Source organism: Actinomadura formosensis NBRC 14204 (assembly GCF_001552155.1).
Taxonomy (GTDB): Bacteria; Actinomycetota; Actinomycetes; order Streptosporangiales; family Streptosporangiaceae; genus Spirillospora; species Spirillospora formosensis.
The window spans coordinates 48,278-65,599 of the sequence record NZ_BCQQ01000015.1; the positions used below are offsets into that span (position 1 = coordinate 48,278).

The 17,322-nt window shown below is 75.3% G+C and carries 12 protein-coding genes; 8 read left to right on the forward strand and 4 right to left on the reverse strand.

All coding sequences use genetic code 11. The features are described from left to right. Nucleotides 1-7 precede the first annotated feature (7 nt). On the forward strand, nucleotides 8-5,101 hold the full coding sequence (locus AF1_RS06075) for a type I polyketide synthase (RefSeq protein ID WP_084262495.1): 5,094 nt from the start codon (nucleotides 8-10) through the stop codon (nucleotides 5,099-5,101). 56 nt (nucleotides 5,102-5,157) lie between these two features. Here AF1_RS06075 and AF1_RS06080 read toward each other — a convergent pair whose 3' ends face one another. After that, nucleotides 5,158-6,186: a methyltransferase domain-containing protein gene (locus tag AF1_RS06080; RefSeq protein ID WP_067794006.1), complete on the reverse strand. Its 1,029-nt coding sequence runs from the start codon at nucleotides 6,184-6,186 to the stop codon at nucleotides 5,158-5,160. A 242-nt stretch (nucleotides 6,187-6,428) separates the two neighbouring features. Here AF1_RS06080 and AF1_RS06085 point away from each other — a divergent pair, with 242 nt between their 5' ends. Both AF1_RS06085 and AF1_RS06090 read left to right on the forward strand, forming a co-directional pair. Further along, nucleotides 6,429-7,592 carry a sensor histidine kinase gene (locus AF1_RS06085; protein WP_131732570.1) on the forward strand — a complete coding sequence of 388 codons (1,164 nt, stop codon included), beginning with the start codon at nucleotides 6,429-6,431 and terminating at the stop codon, nucleotides 7,590-7,592. A 61-nt stretch (nucleotides 7,593-7,653) separates the two neighbouring features. Next, nucleotides 7,654-8,406 (forward strand): SDR family NAD(P)-dependent oxidoreductase, encoded by a 753-nt coding sequence (locus AF1_RS06090; protein WP_067794008.1) that lies wholly within the window; start codon nucleotides 7,654-7,656, stop codon nucleotides 8,404-8,406. On the opposite strand, the gene rfbB is transcribed toward AF1_RS06090, so the two are convergent. The 3 genes from rfbB to rfbH are packed head-to-tail and all read right to left on the reverse strand — an operon-like array spanning nucleotide 8,384 to nucleotide 11,750. Beyond that, nucleotides 8,384-9,370, reverse strand: a complete 987-nt coding sequence (gene rfbB, locus AF1_RS06095; protein WP_067794009.1) for a dTDP-glucose 4,6-dehydratase — start codon at nucleotides 9,368-9,370, stop codon at nucleotides 8,384-8,386. The two genes, AF1_RS06090 and rfbB, sit on opposite strands and share 23 nt — an antisense overlap. Continuing rightward, complete coding sequence (locus tag AF1_RS06100) at nucleotides 9,367-10,434, reverse strand: glucose-1-phosphate thymidylyltransferase (RefSeq protein ID WP_067794010.1); 1,068 nt, start codon at nucleotides 10,432-10,434, stop codon at nucleotides 9,367-9,369. Before AF1_RS06100 ends, rfbB begins: the two co-directional genes overlap by 4 nt. Further along, nucleotides 10,431-11,750: a lipopolysaccharide biosynthesis protein RfbH gene (rfbH, locus tag AF1_RS06105; RefSeq protein WP_067794011.1), complete on the reverse strand. Its 1,320-nt coding sequence runs from the start codon at nucleotides 11,748-11,750 to the stop codon at nucleotides 10,431-10,433. Before rfbH ends, AF1_RS06100 begins: the two co-directional genes overlap by 4 nt. A gap of 141 nt (nucleotides 11,751-11,891) precedes the next feature. On the opposite strand from rfbH, the gene AF1_RS06110 reads away from it, so the two are divergent. Genes AF1_RS06110 through accD form a run of 5 tightly spaced genes read left to right on the forward strand, consistent with a single transcriptional unit; the run spans nucleotide 11,892 to nucleotide 17,241 of the window. Further along, complete coding sequence (locus tag AF1_RS06110) at nucleotides 11,892-12,737, forward strand: aromatase/cyclase (protein ID WP_067794012.1); 846 nt, start codon at nucleotides 11,892-11,894, stop codon at nucleotides 12,735-12,737. Between the two features lie 45 nt (nucleotides 12,738-12,782). Next, complete coding sequence (locus tag AF1_RS06115) at nucleotides 12,783-14,045, forward strand: beta-ketoacyl-[acyl-carrier-protein] synthase family protein (protein ID WP_067794013.1); 1,263 nt, start codon at nucleotides 12,783-12,785, stop codon at nucleotides 14,043-14,045. Next, nucleotides 14,042-15,247 carry a ketosynthase chain-length factor gene (locus AF1_RS06120; protein WP_067794014.1) on the forward strand — a complete coding sequence of 402 codons (1,206 nt, stop codon included), beginning with the start codon at nucleotides 14,042-14,044 and terminating at the stop codon, nucleotides 15,245-15,247. The genes AF1_RS06115 and AF1_RS06120 overlap by 4 nt, the downstream gene beginning before the upstream one ends. Nucleotides 15,248-15,274: 27 nt before the next feature. Then, nucleotides 15,275-15,541, forward strand: a complete 267-nt coding sequence (locus AF1_RS06125; protein ID WP_067794032.1) for an acyl carrier protein — start codon at nucleotides 15,275-15,277, stop codon at nucleotides 15,539-15,541. Continuing rightward, on the forward strand, nucleotides 15,538-17,241 hold the full coding sequence (gene accD, locus AF1_RS06130; protein WP_084262496.1) for an acetyl-CoA carboxylase, carboxyltransferase subunit beta: 1,704 nt from the start codon (nucleotides 15,538-15,540) through the stop codon (nucleotides 17,239-17,241). The genes AF1_RS06125 and accD overlap by 4 nt, the downstream gene beginning before the upstream one ends. Nucleotides 17,242-17,322: the final 81 nt, after the last annotated feature.

Here is a 17,322-nt window from a genome sequence, read left to right on the forward strand (position 1 = left end):
ACGGACGATGTCCGAGCACAGGGCCGATCGCAGGGCCGACGATCACAACGAGGACCCGGGCGCCGGCGCCGAACCGATCGCGGTGATCGGGCTCGGCTGCCGGTTTCCCGGCGGCGCGGACTCGCCGGGCGAGTTCTGGAACCTCCTGCTCGACGGCGGCGACGCCGTGGGAGAACTGCCCGGGGAGCGGTGGGACTTCTACCGCGGTCTCGGGCACGGCTACACGGCCGCGCTGAGGTCCGCCGTCCGGGGCGGGAGCCATCTGCGCGACATCGAGGGGTTCGACGCCGAGTTCTTCGGCATCTCGCCGCGCGAGGCGGAGCTGATGGACCCGCAGCAGCGGATCCTGCTGGAGGTGGCGTGGGAGGCGCTGGAGAACGCCGGGCTGCCGCCCGCGGGCCTGGCGGGAGGTGACGCCGGCGTCTTCGTCGGGATCTGCACCGACGACTACGGCCGGCGCCAGTTGGAGGCGCTGCCCGGCATCGAGGCGTGGACGGGCATCGGCGGCGCGGTGTGCGCGTCGGCGAACCGGATCTCGCACGCGCTCGACCTGCGCGGCCCGAGCCTCGCGGTCGACACCGCCTGCTCGGCCTCGCTGGTGGCGGTGCACCTGGCCTGCCAGAGCCTGCGCCTCGCGGAGTGCCCGGTCGCGCTCGCGGCCGGCGTCAACCTGATCATCTCGCCGGGGATGACGCTGACCCTCGGGCAGGCGGGCGCGCTCGCCCCCGACGGGCGCTCCAAGCCGTTCGACGCCGCCGCCGACGGCTACGGGCGTGGTGAGGGCTGCGGCGTGCTGGTGCTGAAGCGGCTGCGGGACGCGCGGCGCGACGGGGACACGGTGCTCGCCGTCGTCCGGGGCAGCGCGGTGAACCAGGACGGGCGCACCAACGGGATCATGGCGCCGTGCGGCGCCGCCCAGGAGCACGTCATCGAGCGGGCCTGCCGGCACGCCGGGATCCCCGCCGGGACGGTCGACTACGTCGAGGCGCACGGCACCGGCACCCGGCTCGGTGACCGGATGGAGGCGGCGGCCCTCGCCACCGCCTACGGCAAGGGACGCGACGCCGCGGACCCGTGCCTGGTCGGGTCGGTCAAGTCCAACATCGGGCACCTGGAGGGCGCCGCGGGCGTGGCCGGGCTGATCAAGGCGGTCCTGGCGCTGCGGGAGGGCGTCATCCCCGCGAGCCTGGTCGCCACCGAGCGCGCCTCCGACATCTCCTGGGAGGAGTCGGGGCTGAGCCTCGTCACGAAGGCGATGCCCTGGCCCCGGCGCGACCGTCCGCGCCGCGCCGGCGTGTCCGGGTTCGGGTACGGCGGGACGGTCGGCCACGTCATCCTGGAAGAGCCGCCCGCCGAGGCGGCGGAACCGGCGGGCGCTCCGGGGAGCGGAGACCCGGTCTTCCCGCTGTCGGCGGGGTCCGAGCCCGCGCTGCGGAAGCAGGCGGAGCGGCTCGCCGACTGGCTGGACGGTGCGGGAGCGTCCGCGCCCCTGGACGCGGTGGGCCGCACGCTGGCCGTCCGGCGCTCCCATCTCTCCCGGCGCGCGGTGGTCGTCGCGCAGGACGCCGGTGAGCTGAGCGGGCGGCTGCGCCGACTGGCCGCCGCCGAGCCGTCCGATGGGATCGCGACGGGCGCGCCGGTGCCGGCCGGGGAGGGCGGCGGCCTGGTCTGGGTGTTCTCCGGTCACGGCTCGCAGTGGAGCGGGATGGGCCGCGAGCTGCTCGCGGCCGAGCCGGCGTTCGCCGCGGTCGTCGACCGGCTGGAACCGATCTTCCGGGAGGAGATCGGCTTCTCGCCGCGCGAGGTGCTCACCGGCGGCGACCTCACCGGCGTCGACCGCGTCCAGACGATGATCTTCGTGATGCAGGTGGCGCTGGCGGAGCTGTGGCGCTCGCGCGGGGTGACCCCGGATGCGGTGATCGGCCACTCGGTCGGCGAGATCGCCGCGGCGGTCACCGCGGGCGGACTCGGCCTGGCCGACGGCGCCCGGCTGAGCTGCCGCCGGTCGCGGTTGCTGCGCCGGGTGGCGGGCGGCGGCGCCATGGCGATGGCGGGGCTGCCCTTCGAGGAGGCCGCCGAGCGGCTGGCCGGCCGGAGCGACGTCGTCGCGGCCATCTGCTCCTCGCCCGCGTCGTCGGTCGTGGCAGGCGATCCGGCGGCCGTCGCCGAGGTGTCCGAGCGGTGGGCCGGCGAGGGGATCACCGTCCGGCGGGTCGCCTCGGACGTCGCCTTCCACAGCCCGCAGATGGACGCGATCGCCGCCGAGCTGGCGGTGGCGGCGGGCGACCTGGAGCCCGCCGAGCCGTTCCTGCCCATGTACTCGACCGCGCTGGCCGACCCGTCCGCGCTCACCGGCCCGGTGCCGAGGGTCGCGCTGGACGGCGCCTACTGGGCGGCGAACCTGCGCAACCCGGTGCGGCTGGCCGGGGCCGTCGCGGCCGCGGCGGCCGACGGGCACCGCGCGTTCCTGGAGATCTCGCCGCATCCGGTGGTGACGCACTCGGTCACCGAGACCCTGCTCGAGGAGGGCGTCGACGAGCCGTTCGTCGGCGCGACGCTGCGCCGCAACCGGCCCGAGCGCGCCGCCTTCCTCACCGCGCTGGGCGCGGCGCACTGCCACGGCGTGGCCGTGGCGTGGGACCGGCTGCGGCCGTCCGGCGGGCTCGCCGCGCTGCCCAGCACGCCGTGGCGGCACCGGCCGTTCTGGCGCGATCCCGAGATCCGGGGCGCGGGCACCGGCGGCGGGCACGACGTGGACGAGCACGTGCTGCTCGGCGACCGCGTGCCGGTCGCGGGCGGTGCGCTCGGGCTGTGGCGGACGTTCCTGGACGACTCCAACCGCCCCTATCCCGGAAGCCACACGATCAACGAGGTCGAGATCGTCCCGGCGGCCGTCCTGCTGGAGACGTTCGTGGCGGCGGCCTCGCAGGGCCGTCCGGGCGACCGGCCGGTGCTCACGGACGTCGCCATGCGCCGTCCGCTCTTCACCGGCGGCCTGCGCGAGGTCCAGGTCGTCCTGGACGAGGCGGGCGTCCGCATCTCCTCGCGCCCGGAGGAGGCCGGACGGGACGACTCCGGCGAGGCCGCCTGGACCGAGCACGCGAGCGCGCGGGTGTCCGAGCGCCGTGCCATCGCGCCCCCGCCGCCGGGCGACCGGGAGCTGCCGCTCATGGAGCCGGACTTCGTGATGCGGAGGCTCAGCGAGGTCGGCGTCCCCACCACGGGCTTCTTCTGGGACATCCAGGAGCTGCGCGGGGACACCAGGATCCTGCGCGCCCGCGTCCGGTTCCGGCCCGGCCCGGACGGCGCCCCGGCGTGGGCGCCGGTCTTCGACGCCGTGATGACGGTCGCGCCCGCCGCCTATCCGGGGCCGCCCGTGCTGCGGATGGTCGTTCAGGCCGCCGAGGTGTGGACGCGGGGCGACCCGGTGGCGGAGGCGACCATCGAGGTGGTGGTGGACGACGCGGCGGGCGGCCTGGCGGACGCGGTCGTCACCGACGCCGATGGCCGCGTGGTGGCCCGCCTCTCCGGCCTGAAGTACGCGGAGGTGGGCGACCCGGCGGCCGGTTCCGGTCCGCGGCGGCTGGTGCATGAGACGGTGTGGCGTCCGATGGAGCTGGAGCGGGCCGCCGGACCCGGCCGGCCCGTCGTGCTGGTCGGCCCGCCCGGCGAACCGCGCGACCGCGTCGGCGGCCGGCTCGCCTGCCCGGTCTTCGACGGCCCCGACGACCTGGTGGTGCCGGCGGGGCCCGCCGACGTGCTGGCCGTCGCCGCGCCCGGCGAGGAGGCCGCGCTGCTGACCGGGATCGCCCGCCGGCTCGCCGCGGGCGAGGCGCGCCTGTGGGGAATCACGGCCGGCGCCGCGGAGGCGGCGCCGGACCGGGTGCCCGACCTCGCGTTCTGGGGCGCGGGCCGGGTGCTCGCGAACGAGTCGCCCGCGGTGTGGGGCGGACTGCTCGACCTCGATCCGGACGACCTGGACGGAACCGCCGCGCTGATCCCGGACGTGCTCGCCCGGGCGGCGGCGGCCCCGGCGGACGGGGCCGCGCACGAGGACGTGATCGCCCTGCGCGGCGGCACCGCGTCCCGCGCCCGGCTCGCCCGGCTGGAGGGGGCGCCGGGCGGCGCCCCGCTGGAATGCGCGGCCGCGGGCACCTACCTGGTGTCGGGAGCCTTCGGCGAGATCGGCCTGCGCGCCGCCCGCCATCTGGCCGGGCTGGGCGCCCGGAGGCTGGTGCTGGCCGACGACGCCCCGTTCCCGGAGAGGCCGCAGTGGGAGGACGTCACCGACGAGGAGACGCGGAGGCGGGTCGCGGCGGTACAGGCGCTGGAGGCCGCCGGCGTCACCGTGCGGGTCGTCACGCTGGATCCCGCCACCGGGGGCGAGCCGCCGGATACGGACGAGCTGGGCCTGCCGCCCGTCCGCGGCATCGTCCACATCGCCCCGGAGCCGGCGGGGTCCGGCGCGGCGACCGCGTGGCGGCTGCACGAGGCGTTCCCCGGCGACGTCGACTTCTTCGTCCTGATGGCGCCCGGTGACCACCTCACGGGGACGCCCGGCCGGATGCGGGCCGCGGTCACGGCCGCGTCCCACGACGCGCTCGTCCTGCACCGCCGGAGCCGCGGGCGCCGGGACGCGCTGAGCCTCGCCTGGTCGGAGGTCTCGGCCGACGAGGTGCTGGAGGCGTGGGGCCACGCCCACCGGTACGGCGCGGGCTGCTACGCGGTCGTCCGGCCGCCGGCCGGCGGAGCCGCGGCGCCCCTGCTGAGCGAGGTCGGCGCGGCCGAGCCCGAGGACGTCGCGGCGGACGGGGACGGGTCCGGCCTCGCCGGGTTCTCCGGGCTGTCCCCCGAACTGCTGGCCGAGCGGCTCCGCGCGGACGTCGGCGCGCAGATTTCGGCGGAGATGCGGCTGCCGCCGGAGAGCCTTGACCCGCGGCGCCCGCTCGCCGACCAGGGGCTCGACTCGGTGATGACGGTGGCGGTGCGGCGCCGGCTGGAGCGGCGGTTCGGCGTGAAGCTGCCGCCCACCCTGCTGTGGCAGCGCCCGACCGTGCTCGCGGTCGCCGGCCACCTGGCCGAACTGGTGGACGCCGGATGACGGGCGGGCGGTGTCCACGGCCGTGGACACCGCCCGCGCCGCGCGGCGGGACGGGCTCAGCCGGGCGCGGCGGCGACGAAGGCGCGGATCGGCAGCCCCGGCCGGCCGTGCGACTCGGCGCCGGGCAGCCCGGCGTCGGCGAGCATCCGCTCGCAGTCCGCGGCGGACGGGACCTCGCCCTCGGCGGTCCATGACAGCATCAGCAGGCTGAGCAGGTGGGGATGGAGCTGATCGGGCGGCATCTCGGCGGTGAACCCGGCGATGACGAGCCGTCCCCCCGGCTTCAGGACGCCCCTCAGCCGCCGCAGCAGCCGCACGTTCGCGGCCGCGGAGAAGTGCAGCAGCACGTTCGCGACCAGGACGACGTCGTACGGGCCGCCGAGCGGAATGTCGAACATGTCCCCGGGCAGGAACTCGACCCGGTCGAGGACGCCCATGGCGCGGGCGTGCTCCTCGGCCTTCTCCAGCACGTCCGGCCGGTCCAGCGCGACGACCCGGGCGTCCGGATGCCGCCGGGCCAGCGCGAAGCCGAAGACGCCCGGCCCGCAGGCGACGTCGAGGACGCGCAGGCCGGTGCGGTGCGCGGCCCACGGCTCCAGCGCGTCGGCGACCATGTGCGCCCCGCCGTGCGTGGCCATCGTGGTGTGCTCGGCGAAATCCACCCAGTAGTCGAAGCCCGGTGCCGTCGCGTCGGTACCGGGTATCGGTCCTCCGTTTCTGACGGTGCCGGCGAGGTCGCCGAGGGCGGCCCATTCGCGGTCGCTCGACGCGACGTACACGTTGCCGCCGCAATAGGCGGGTTCCGAGCTGACGAGCAGCGGCCCGGTTCCGGGGCCGAGCCGGTACCGGTGGCCGTCGCATTCCAGCAGCCGCAGCGCGGTCAGCGCGTTCAGCAGCAGCCGCAGCCCGCGGGCCTGCACGGCGAGCCGTGTGGCCAGCTCCGCGGCGTTCGCCGGGCCGCCGGCCAGGGCGTCGAACACGCCCAGCCGGACGGCGGCGCGCAGCACCGCGGTCTTCTTGAATCCCTGCATGAGATCGAGCAGCTCCGCGCGGGTGAGCGGGGCCGCGTCCGAAACGTGGGGCACCGTGCCTCCTCCTGTCGGCGACGCCGACAGGCTCGCGGGCGGGGCTCGACGCACGGTCGAGGCGGTTCCGGGCTGTCCTGAACCGGCCGGAGAATTCGCGGGGGAGCAGGTCGTCAACGGAGACCGGGGCAAAAATTATATTGAACAAAATACTGTACTTGATATGAAAGCCGGAAAACTTTAGCCTGCGGAGCATAATGATCACTCTTTGAGCCCTCTCGGGCGTTCTCGGAGGTGTTTCGATGCGCCACGCTGGGGCGTGTTCCCATGAGCCGATCGGCCGGCGCCTGTTCCCGGTGGTGCTCGTCCCCTGGCCGCTGCTGCTGCCCGCTCCCGGCGCGCTGGCCGACGTGCTCGGCGGGCGGGACCGGCCCGCCTGGCTCGCCGGCCTCGGCCTCGCCGCCTACCTGGCCTGTTATCTGGGCGCGGTCCTGCTGGCCCGCCGCCACTCCACCGGGCACCTGAAGGCGTTGTCCCTCCCCGCCGCGACCGTGCTGCTGACGGTGGCCCTCAGCGCGGCGTTCGGCGGGCACATGTTCGATCTCTTCGACCCGGTGCTGTCGCTGCTCGCGGCCATCGCCGTGTGGCGGTGCACGCCGGTCCTCCTCCTCGGCGCCGGGGCGGTGGCCGGGGCGGGCGGCGGCATCGACTGGTGGCGCTCGGGGAGCGTCCTCGACGCCTCCGAGGTGGTGGTGACCGCCCTCGTCTGCGCGATGGTGGCCGGGCTGCTGAGCTGGCTGCTGGCCGAGGTGGTCAGGCTCCGCGAGGGCGGCCGGGAACGGGCCGAGATCGCCGTCGCGCGGGAACGGCTGCGGTTCGCCCGCGACCTGCACGACCTGTTCGGGCACACGATGGCGCTCATCCTCATCAAGGCCGAGTCGGTGCGCCGGTCCGCCGGCGGCGATCCCGGCGCCGTCCGGGGCCTCGCCCAGGACATCGACGCCGCCGGGCGGCGGGCGCTGACCGAGCTGCGCCAGGCGGTGACCGGCTACCGGGAGAGGGGCCTCGGCGCCGAACTGGCCGAGGCGCGGGCGCTGCTCGCGGAGGCGGGCATCGCGGTGGTCGTCGAGCACGACCGGCTGCCGCTGCCCGCCGAGACCGACACGCTGCTCGGCTGGGCCGTCCGGGAGGGCGTGACCAATGTGATCCGGCACAGCCGGGCCGGCCGGTGCGAGATCCTCGTGCGGCGCGACGCCGCCGGCGTCACGCTGCGGATCACCGACGACGGGACCGGGGGCGGCCCGTCCGGCCTGCCCGGCAACGGGCTGAAGGGGCTCGCCGAGCGCGTCGCCGCGGCCGGGGGCGGGCTGCAGGCCGCGGCCGTCCACGGCGGGGGGTACCGGCTCGTGGTCCGGGCACCGGTGCCCGGCGGCGCCCCGCGGCTGCACGCCTCGGCGGCGGCTTGAGGGAGCCTCGAACCCGGTTCCGCACCATGGCCGTGCTCGGCGGTATCACGGGGAGGGCGCCATGCGGCTTGGACTCGAAGGACGTTCCGTACTGGTCACCGGTGCCACCGGCGGCATCGGGCGGGCCGTCGCCCGCGCCTACGCGGACGCGGGGGCGCGCGTCGCGGTGACGTGGCACCACGACGCCGAGGCCGCCGGGAAGCTGGCGGAACGGCTCGGCGGGGGAGCGTTCTGCGTCGGCTACTCGCTGTCCGACCCGGACTCCGTCGCCGCGGCCGTCGCCGCCGTGGAGGCCGAATGCGGGGGACCCGACGTCCTGGTGGCCGCGGCGGCGCGCCTCGGCGGACGCCGCCCGGACGCCGGGTACTTCGCCGAGGCCCCGATGAGCGAATGGGGCGGCCTCCTCACCGACAACCTCGCCGGCACGATCCGCACCGTCCAACTCGCGGCGGCCGGGATGCGGCGCCGCGGCTGGGGCCGGATCGTGCTGATCTCCTCTCACCTGGTGGCCGGCGGCCGTCCCGGAATGGAGTTCTACGGGGCGGCCAAGGCGGGCCTGCACGGGTTCGCCCGCAGCCTCATGTGGGACGCCGGCCCGGACGGCGTCCTCGTGAACGTGGTGGCGCCCGGCCTGACGCTCACCGAGCGGGTCGCGGCGCGGCTGCCCGCCGGGACGGCCGAGCGCGAGGCGGCGGCGACGCCCAGCGGGCGGCTCAGCGCGCCCGAGGACGTCGCCGCCGCCGTGCTGTTCCTCGGCTCGGCCGCCAACGGCAACATCACCGGCCAGGTCGTCACGGTGTCGGGCGGTCGCTGACGGCGGCCGGCTTCCACCAGCCCGGATTGTCGCGGTACCAGGCGACGACGTCGGCGAGGCCCTCCTCGAACCCGATCCGCGGCCGGTAGCCCAGCTCGTCCCGGATCTTGGACCCGTCCACCGAGTAGCGGAAGTCGTGGCCCTTGCGGTCGGCCACGTGCCGGACCATGGCGGCGTCCGCGCCGCACAGCTCCAGCAGCAGCTTCGTCATCGCGACGTTGGTCAGCTCCCGGCCGCCGCCGATGTTGTAGATCTCCCCGGCGCGCCCTCGCGCGAGCACCAGGTGGACGGCCCGGCAGTGGTCGTCCACGTGCAGCCATTCCCGCACGTTCGACCCGTCGCCGTAGAGCGGCACCGGCGTGCCGCTGAGCAGGTTGGTGATGAACAGGGGGATCAGCTTCTCGACGTACTGGTAGGGCCCGTAGTTGTTGGAGCACCGCGTGATGCGGATGTCCATCCCGTAGGTGCGGTGGTAGGACCGCGCGATCAGCTCGGCGGACGCCTTGGACGCCGCGTACGGGGAGTTCGGACGCAGCGGCCAGTCCTCGGTCCAGGATCCCTGCGCGATGGAGCCGTACACCTCGTCCGTGGAGATCTGCACGAACCGCTCGACGCCCGCGCGCAGCGACGCCTCCAGCAGGGCCTGGGTGCCGAGGACGTTCGTCCGGACGAAGTCCTGCGCGCCGCCCGAGATCGAGCGGTCGACGTGGGATTCGGCGGCGAAGTGCACGACGCAGGAGTGGCCGGGCACGAGCCCGGCCAGCAGTTCGGTGTCGCAGACGTCGCCGCGGACGAAGGTGAGCCGCGGGTGGGCCGGCGGCAGGTTCGCGGTGTTGCCCGCGTAGGTGAGCAGATCGAGGACCGTCACCTCGGCGTCCTCGTGACCGGGGTAGCCCCCGGCCAGCATGGTGCGGACGAAGTGCGAGCCGATGAAGCCGGCGCCGCCGGTGACGAGCACCCTCATGAGGCCGTCACCTCGACGCCCGCGTCATCGCCCACCAGCAGCCGGCTGGAGTGGCCGCCGGCGCCGCCCGCGACCGTGGCGCCGCGCCCGATCAGCGACCGGGTCAGCCCGGACATCTCGCTGATCGACGCGCCGTCGAGCACGATCGAGTCGGCGATGCCCGCCATGGTGAGGGTGCAGCCGCGGCCGATCGCGGAGTAGGCGCCGACGCGGCTGTCGGTGACGAGGGCCGCGGCGCCGATCACGGCCGGGCCGGTGATGTGCGACCGGACGATCCGGGCGTCCGGCTCGACCACGACCGGGCCGACGATCCGGCTGTGCGCGTCGACCTGCCCGTGCAGGCCGGGCCGCACGCCGTCCAGGACGGCGCGGTTGCAGTCGAGCAGCTCGTCGACGCTTCCGGTGTCGCGCCAGTAGCCGCGGTACTCGCCGGCCGTCACCGGGTGCCCGCGGTCGAGCAGGTCCCGGACGGCGTCGGTGATCTCCAGTTCGCCGCGCGCGCTCGGCCGGATCCGGTCCACGGCCGCGTGGACGGCCGGGGTGAAGAAGTAGACGCCGGTGATGGCGAGGTCGCTGCGCGGCCGCTCCGGCTTCTCGGCGAGCGACAGGACCCGCCCGCCCGGGCCGAGCTCGGCGACCCCGTACTGCCGGGGATCGGCCACTTTGGCGAGCAGCAGCCGCGCGTCCGGGCGCCGGGCGCGGAACTCGGCGGCGGCCTCGGCGATCCCGCCGGCCAGGACGTTGTCGCCGAGGTACATGACGAAGTCGTCGCCGCCGAGGTACTCGCGGGCGGTGAGCACCGCGTGGGCGAGCCCGAGCGGGGCCTCCTGGACGAGGTAGGTGACGGACAGGCCGAGGGCCGCCCCGTCGCCGACCAGCGCCCGGATCTGCTCGTGCCCGTCGCCGACGATGACGCCGGCCTCGGTGACGCCGATGTCGCGGATGTTCTCCAGGCAGTGCACCAGGACGGGCTTGTTCCCGACCGGGATCAGCTGCTTCGGCATCGAATGGGTGAACGGGCGCAGGCGGGTGCCCTTGCCGCCCGCCAGGACCAGGGCCTTCACGGACGCCCTCCTTCGGCGCCGCCGGACGCGAACTCGCGGATGGACGCGATCATGTAGTCGATCATCTCGTCGGTGAGGCCCGGGTAGACCCCGATCCAGAACGTGCCCTCGGCCACGATGTCGCTGTTGGCGAGATCCCCGGAAACCCGGCAGGGGACGTCGGCGTAGGCGGGCTGGCGGGTCAGGTTGCCGGCGAACAGCAGCCGCGTGCCGATCCGGCGGGACTCCAGGAAGTCCACGATCTCCCGGCGGGTGAACGCGGCGCCGGGCAGGACGGTCATCGCGAAGCCGAACCAGCTCGGGTCGCCGCCCGGCGTCGGCTCGGGGAGCAGCAGGCCGGGGACGCCGTCCAGGCCGTCGCGGAGCCGCCGCCAGTTGCGCCGCCGCGCCTCGCCGAACGCGGGCAGCTTGGCGAGCTGCGTCAGGCCCAGGGCCGCCTGGATGTCGGTGCTCTTCATGTTGTAGCCCACACGGGAGAACACGTACTTGTGGTCGTATCCGGGGGGCAGCGTGCCGAGCTGGTAGTCGAAGCGCTTGCGGCACCTGTTGTCCTCGCCGGGCTCGCACCAGCAGTCGCGGCCCCAGTCGCGCAGTGACTCCACGATCCGGGCCAGCGCCAGGTTGTCGGTGAGAACGCAGCCGCCCTCGCCCATGGTGATGTGGTGGGCCGGGTAGAAGCTCACCGTGCTCATGTCCCCGAAGGTGCCGGTGGCCCTGCCCTCGTAGCGGGAGCCGACCGCGTCGCAGTTGTCCTCGATGAGGAACAGCCCGCGCTCCTCGGCCAGCTCGGTGATCTCCCGCACCGCGAACGGGTTGCCCAGCGCGTGCGCGATCATGATCGCCTTCGTGCGCGGTCCGACGGCCGCCGCGACGCGGTCGGGCGTGGTGTTGTAGGTGCCGAGTTCGACGTCCACGAACACCGGCACCAGGCCGGTCTGGACGATCGGGTTGACGGTCGTCGGGAAGCCCGCGGCGACGGTGACGACCTCGTCGCCCGGCACCAGCCGGTGCTCCTCCAGGTCCCGCGCGGTCAGCGCGGTCAGCGCGAGCAGGTTGGCCGAGGACCCCGAGTTCGTCAGATGCGCCTTGCGCAGGCCCATCGCGCGGGCGAAGCCCCGCTCGAACCGCAGGGCCCGCGCCCCGGCCGCGATCCGCATGTCCAGCGCGGCCTCGACGAGCGCCGCGCGGTCGTCCTCGTCGAGCACCGCGCCTGAGGGCGGCAGCGGCGTCACGCCCGGGACGAACTCCCGCGGCGGTGAAACGGTGTGATGGTATTTGCGGGCCTGCTCCAAGAGCAGCGCCTTGTCGCCGGACATGCGCCCGCCTCCCCAATGCGCTCGCTGTGGTCGGTGAGCCCCCACGGTGGGACGGACGATTCGGGCGGGCTTCGAGGCCATTTCGAGCGGACGCCCCCACGCTGGGCGCCGACCGTGCCCGCCCTTCCCGGGGAGCGAAAAGTGATCAGCAGCGGAAGCGTCGTCCAGAACATCGTCGTAGCCCGGCCGCTCGGCGCCGTGTACCCGTTGGTGGCCGACGCCGCGCAGGCCGTCCGGTCGGCCCCGCCGGTGGTGCACGTCCGGTACGTCGAGCGCGGTGACGGCGGCGACCTCATCGAACGGTGGACCGTCGAGGACGGCGCGATCCGCAGCTGGCGGGCGGCCCGGTGGCTCGACCCCGCGGCGGGGACCGTCCGGTTCGAGCAGCGGCCGCCGCAGCCGCCGGTCCTGGAACTGGGCGGACGATGGCGGATGACCGCACTGGCGGCGGAGGAGACGCGGGTCGAGCTGCGGCACGAGTGGCGCGTCACCGGCGACGGCGCCCCGGTCGAGGCCCGGCTGAGGCGCGGCACCGGCATGCAGCTGGAGGCCGTCAAGCGGCTGGCGGAGGAGGACGGGTGGGACCTCGTCCACGAGGAATCCGTGCTGCTCCACCGCGACGCGCGCGATGTCGAGGCGTTCCTGTCCGATGCCCGCGCCTGGCCGGGGAACGTCGCGGGACGCGCCGGCGTCCGCGCCGTCTCCGGCGATCCCGGCCGGCAGGTCGTGGAGGTCCGGACCGAGGACGCCGGGACGCTGCGGCGCGCACACGTGTGGATCCCCGGCACCGGGCTGGTGTGGAAGGACCTCGGGCCCCTCCCCGGGGGATGCCGCATGTCGTGGGGGAACCTCACCGTGCGGCCGGTGACCGGCGGCACGCTCGTCACCTCGCGGCACGCCGCCCGGCTCGCTCCCGGCTCCACCGCGCCGCCGCCCGTCCCGGCCCCGATCCCACCTCTAGGTGCGCTTGAAGAGCCCGCCCGATAGTCGGTGCCGAGCGATGTGAACGTGGTGAGCGAGGGAGACGAGGCTATGGACCGGCGTGTCGTGATCACCGGGATCGGGGTGGTGGCGCCCGGCGATCCCGGGACGAAGGCGTTCTGGCAGCGGATCGTCGAGGGCCGGACGGCCACCCGGACGGTGAGCACCTTCGACCCGGCGCCGTACCGCTCGCGGGTGGCGGCCGAGTGCGACTTCGACCCGGTCCGCGAGGGGCTCTCCCCGCAGGAGGCCCGGCGCATGGACCGGGCCGCGCAGCTCCTCGTCGTGAGCGCGCGGGAGGCGCTCGCCGACAGCGGGCTGCCCGACGCCGCGCACGACCCCGGCCGCGTCGGCGTCAGCGTCGGCAGTGCCGTCGGCTGCACGATGAAGCTGGACGAGGAGTACAACGTCCTCAGCGACGGCGGCCGCACCTGGGTGGTGGACCCGGAGTACGCGGTCCCGCACCTGTACGACTACGTCGTGCCCAGCTCGCTGGCCGCCGAGGTCGCCTGGGCGGCCGGCGCCGAGGGGCCGGCGACCGTCGTCTCGGCCGGCTGCACGTCCGGCATCGACGCGGTCGGGTACGCGTGCGACCTCATCGAGGAGGGCTCCGCGGACGTCATGGTCGCGGGCGCGGGCGACGCCCCGCTGTCGCCGATCACCTTCGCCTGCTTCGACGCGATCAAGGCCACGTCCAACCGCAACGACACCCCGGAGAGCGCGCTGCGGCCGTTCCACCGCACCCGCAACGGGTTCGTGCTGGGCGAGGGCGCCGCGGTGATGATCCTGGAGGAGTACGGGCACGCGCGCCGCCGCGGCGCGCAGATCTACGCGCACATCGACGGCTTCGCCTGCCGCAGCAACGCCTACCACATGACCGCGCTGCGGCCGGACGGGCGCGAGATGGCCGCCGCGATCACGGCGGCGCTCGGCAGGGCCGGGCTGGCGCCGGACGCGGTCGACTACGTCAACGCCCACGGCACCGGGACCAAGCAGAACGACCGGCACGAGACCAGGGCGTTCAAGCGGGCGCTGGGCGAGCACGCCCACCGGGTGCCGGTGAGCTCCATCAAGGCGGTCACCGGGCACTCGCTCGGCGGCATCGGCTCCATCGAGATCGCCGCCTGCGCGCTCGCGCTCACGCACGGCGTCGTGCCGCCGACCGCGAACCTCGACGACCCCGACCCCGAACTCGACCTCGACTACGTCCCGCTGACCGCGCGGGAGAAGCGGCTCGACGCGGTGCTGACCGTCGGCAGCGGCTTCGGCGGCTTCCAGAGCGCGATGGTCCTGACCCGGCGGGGGGCGCGATGACCGCCGTGGTGACGGGCATCGGCGTCGCCGCGCCCACCGGGCTCGGCGTCGAGGAGTTCTGGGCCGGGACGCTGAAGGGCGCGTCCGCGATCGGCCCGATCACCCGTTTCGACGCGTCCGGGTACCCGGTCGGGCTGGCCGGGGAGATCTCCGGGTTCGACGCCGCCGCGCAGATCCCCGGCCGGCTGCTGCCCCAGACCGACCGGGTCACGCAGCTGGCGCTCGCCGCCACCGGCTGGGGGCTCGCCGACGCGGACGTCGACCCGGCGCGGTTCGGCGAGTTCGACATGGGCGTGGTGACGGCCGGGTCGATCGGCGGGTTCGAGTTCGGCCAGCGCGAGCTGCAGGCGCTGTGGCGGGACGGGCCGGAGCACGTCAGCGTGTACCAGTCGTTCGCCTGGTTCTACGCGGTCAACACCGGGCAGATCTCGATCCGGCACGGGATGCGCGGGCCGACCGGGGTGCTGGTCACCGAGCAGGCCGGCGGCCTGGACGCGCTCGCGCAGGCGCGGCGGCGGGTGCGCGCCGGCACCGGACTCGTGGTCTCCGGCGGGATGGAGGCGCCGCTGTGCCCGTGGGGCGTGGCCGCGCACGTCCGCAACGGCGGGCTCAGCCGCAGCCGCGACAGGGACCGCGCCTTCCTGCCCTTCGACGCCGACGCGGGCGGGCACGTCATCGGCGAGGGCGGTGCCATGCTGATCGTCGAGGACGCCGGCAGGGCACGTGAACGCGGCGCACCGCACGTTTACGGGGAGATCGCCGGGTACTGCGCCACCTTCGACCCGCCCGGCGGCACCCGGCTCGCCGAGGCGATCACCGGTGCGCTGGACGACGCGGGCGTGGACCCGTCCGGCATCGGCGCGGTGTTCGCGGACGCGTCCGGCGTCCCGTCCCTCGACCTCGTGGAGGCCGACGCCATCCGGCGGGTGTTCGGGAAGCGGTCCACGCCGGTCCCGGTCACCGCGCCCAAGACGATGTTCGGCCGGCTCAGCTCCGGCGGCGGGCCGGTCGACGTGGCCGCCGCGCTGCTGGCCCTGCGCGACGGCGTCGTCCCGCCGACGGTCAACGTCGGCGACCTCGCCCCGGGCTGCGAGCTCGACCTGGTCAGGGAGGCCCGCCCGGTGCCGCTGTCCGCCGCGCTCGTCATCGCCCGGGGACACCACGGATTCAACTCGGCGCTGGTCGTGCGCTCGGCCGCCTGAACCGCGCCGCGAATGGAGGAGGAGAACATGAGTGCGTTCACCCTGGAAGACCTCAAGGCCGTGATGCGGTCGGCCGCCGGCGAGGACGAGTCGCTCAACCTGGACGGTGACATCCTCGGCGTGGACTTCGCCGCGCTCGGCTACGACTCGCTCGCGCTGATGGAGGCGGCGAGCCGGCTCCAGCGCGACCTGGGCGTCGAGCTGCCCGAGGAGGAGGTCGCCGACGCCGCCACCCCGGCGGCGTTCCTGACGCTGGTCAACGACCGGCTCGCGGAGGCCGGGACGGCCCGGTGAGCGAGGTCCTGAGCCGTCCGCCGGCCGGCCGGGCGCAATGGTCGCGCTGCCCCGGCTGCCGGCTGTTCCTGTACGAGCGCAAGCTCGCCCGCAACCTCGGCGTCTGCCCCGAGTGCGGGTGGCACGGGCGGCTCACCGCGCCCGGGCGGCTGGACCAGCTCCTGGACGCGGGCTCCCGGCGGGCGCTGGACATCCCGGTCGCCACCGGCGATCCGCTCGGCTTCACCGATTCCAGGCCGTACCCGGAACGGCTCCGCGAGGCGCGGGCGAGCACCGGGCTGGAGGAGGCGGTCGTCTGCGCGCGGGGCGCCATCGAGGGGAACGCCGTCATCGTGGCCGCGATGGACTTCCGCTTCCTGGGCGGGAGCCTCGGGGCCGCCGCGGGCGAGCTGATCGCGGGGGCGGCCGGGGTCGCGCTGTCCGAGCGCACCCCGCTGCTCATCGTCACCGCGTCCGGCGGGGCGCGCATGCAGGAGGGCGCCATCGCGCTCATGCAGATGGCGAAGACCAGCCAGGCGCTCGGCGAGCTGGACGAGGCGGGCGTCCTGACGGTCTCGCTGATCACCGACCCGACCTTCGGCGGCGTGGCCGCCTCATTCGCCACCCTCTGCGACGTGATAATCGCCGAGCCCGGCGCGCGGCTCGGGTTCGCCGGCCGCCGGGTGATCGAGCAGACCATCCGGCAGACGCTGCCGGACGACTTCCAGACCGCCGAGTTCCTGCTGGAGCACGGCGTGATCGACCTCGTCCGGCCGCGTTCGGTGCTGCGCGGGACGCTCGGCCGGCTGCTGGCGACGGCGGCCCGCCGCCCGCCCGCCGGCCTCCCGCCGGAGCCCGGCCCGGACGCCGCGCACCTGGTCACCGACCCGGCCGCGCTGCCGGACCGGGACGCGTGGGAGACGGTGCGGTCGGCGCGCGACATCGGCCGGCCGACGACGCTGGACTACGCCGGGCAGGTCTTCGAGGAGTTCCTGGAGCTGCACGGTGACCGGCTCGCCGCGGACTGCCCGGCGATCGTCGGGGGCCTCGCCCGGCTCGGCGGCCTCGGCGTCGTCGCGATCGGGCACCAGAAGGGCCACGACGTCGCCGAGCTGACCCGCCGCGACTTCGGCATGCCGATGCCGGCGGGCTACCGCAAGGCCGCCCGGCTGATGCGGCTGGCCGCCAAGCTCGGGCTGCCCGTCGTCACGTTCGTCGACACCCCGGGCGCGCATCCGGGCGCGGTGGCGGAGGAGCAGGGCCAGTCGGTGGCGATCGCGGAGAACCTGCGGCTCATGGCCGCGCTGCCGGTCCCCGTTGTCGCGGTGGTGACGGGGGAGGGCGGCAGCGGCGGCGCGCTGGCGCTCGCGGTGGCGGACCGCGTGCTCGCGCTGTCCGGCGCCGTCTACTCGGTCATCAGCCCGGAGGGGTGCGCGTCGATCCTGTGGCGGGACGCGGCCGCCGCGCCGCGCGCCGCCGCCGCGCTGCGGCTGGACGCCCGCCGGCTGCTCGGCTGCGGGGTGCTCGACGCGGTCGTCGAGGAGCCGGACGGCGGCGCGCGGGGCGCCCCGGCGCAGACGGCGGCGCGGCTGCGGGCGGCGCTCGCCGCGACCCTGCGCGAGCTGCTCCCGCTGGACGCCGCGGCCGTCGTCGCGGCGCGGCGCGCGCGTTTCCGGCGTTTCCGTGGCGAGGGGCCGTCCGGTATCGCCGATCCTCACTGAAAATGTGTCGAAGGTTGCAGAAAAGGGGCGACCCCCTGCACCCTATGGCCAATTTGTCGACATCGTCCTTGAGTGTCGCGG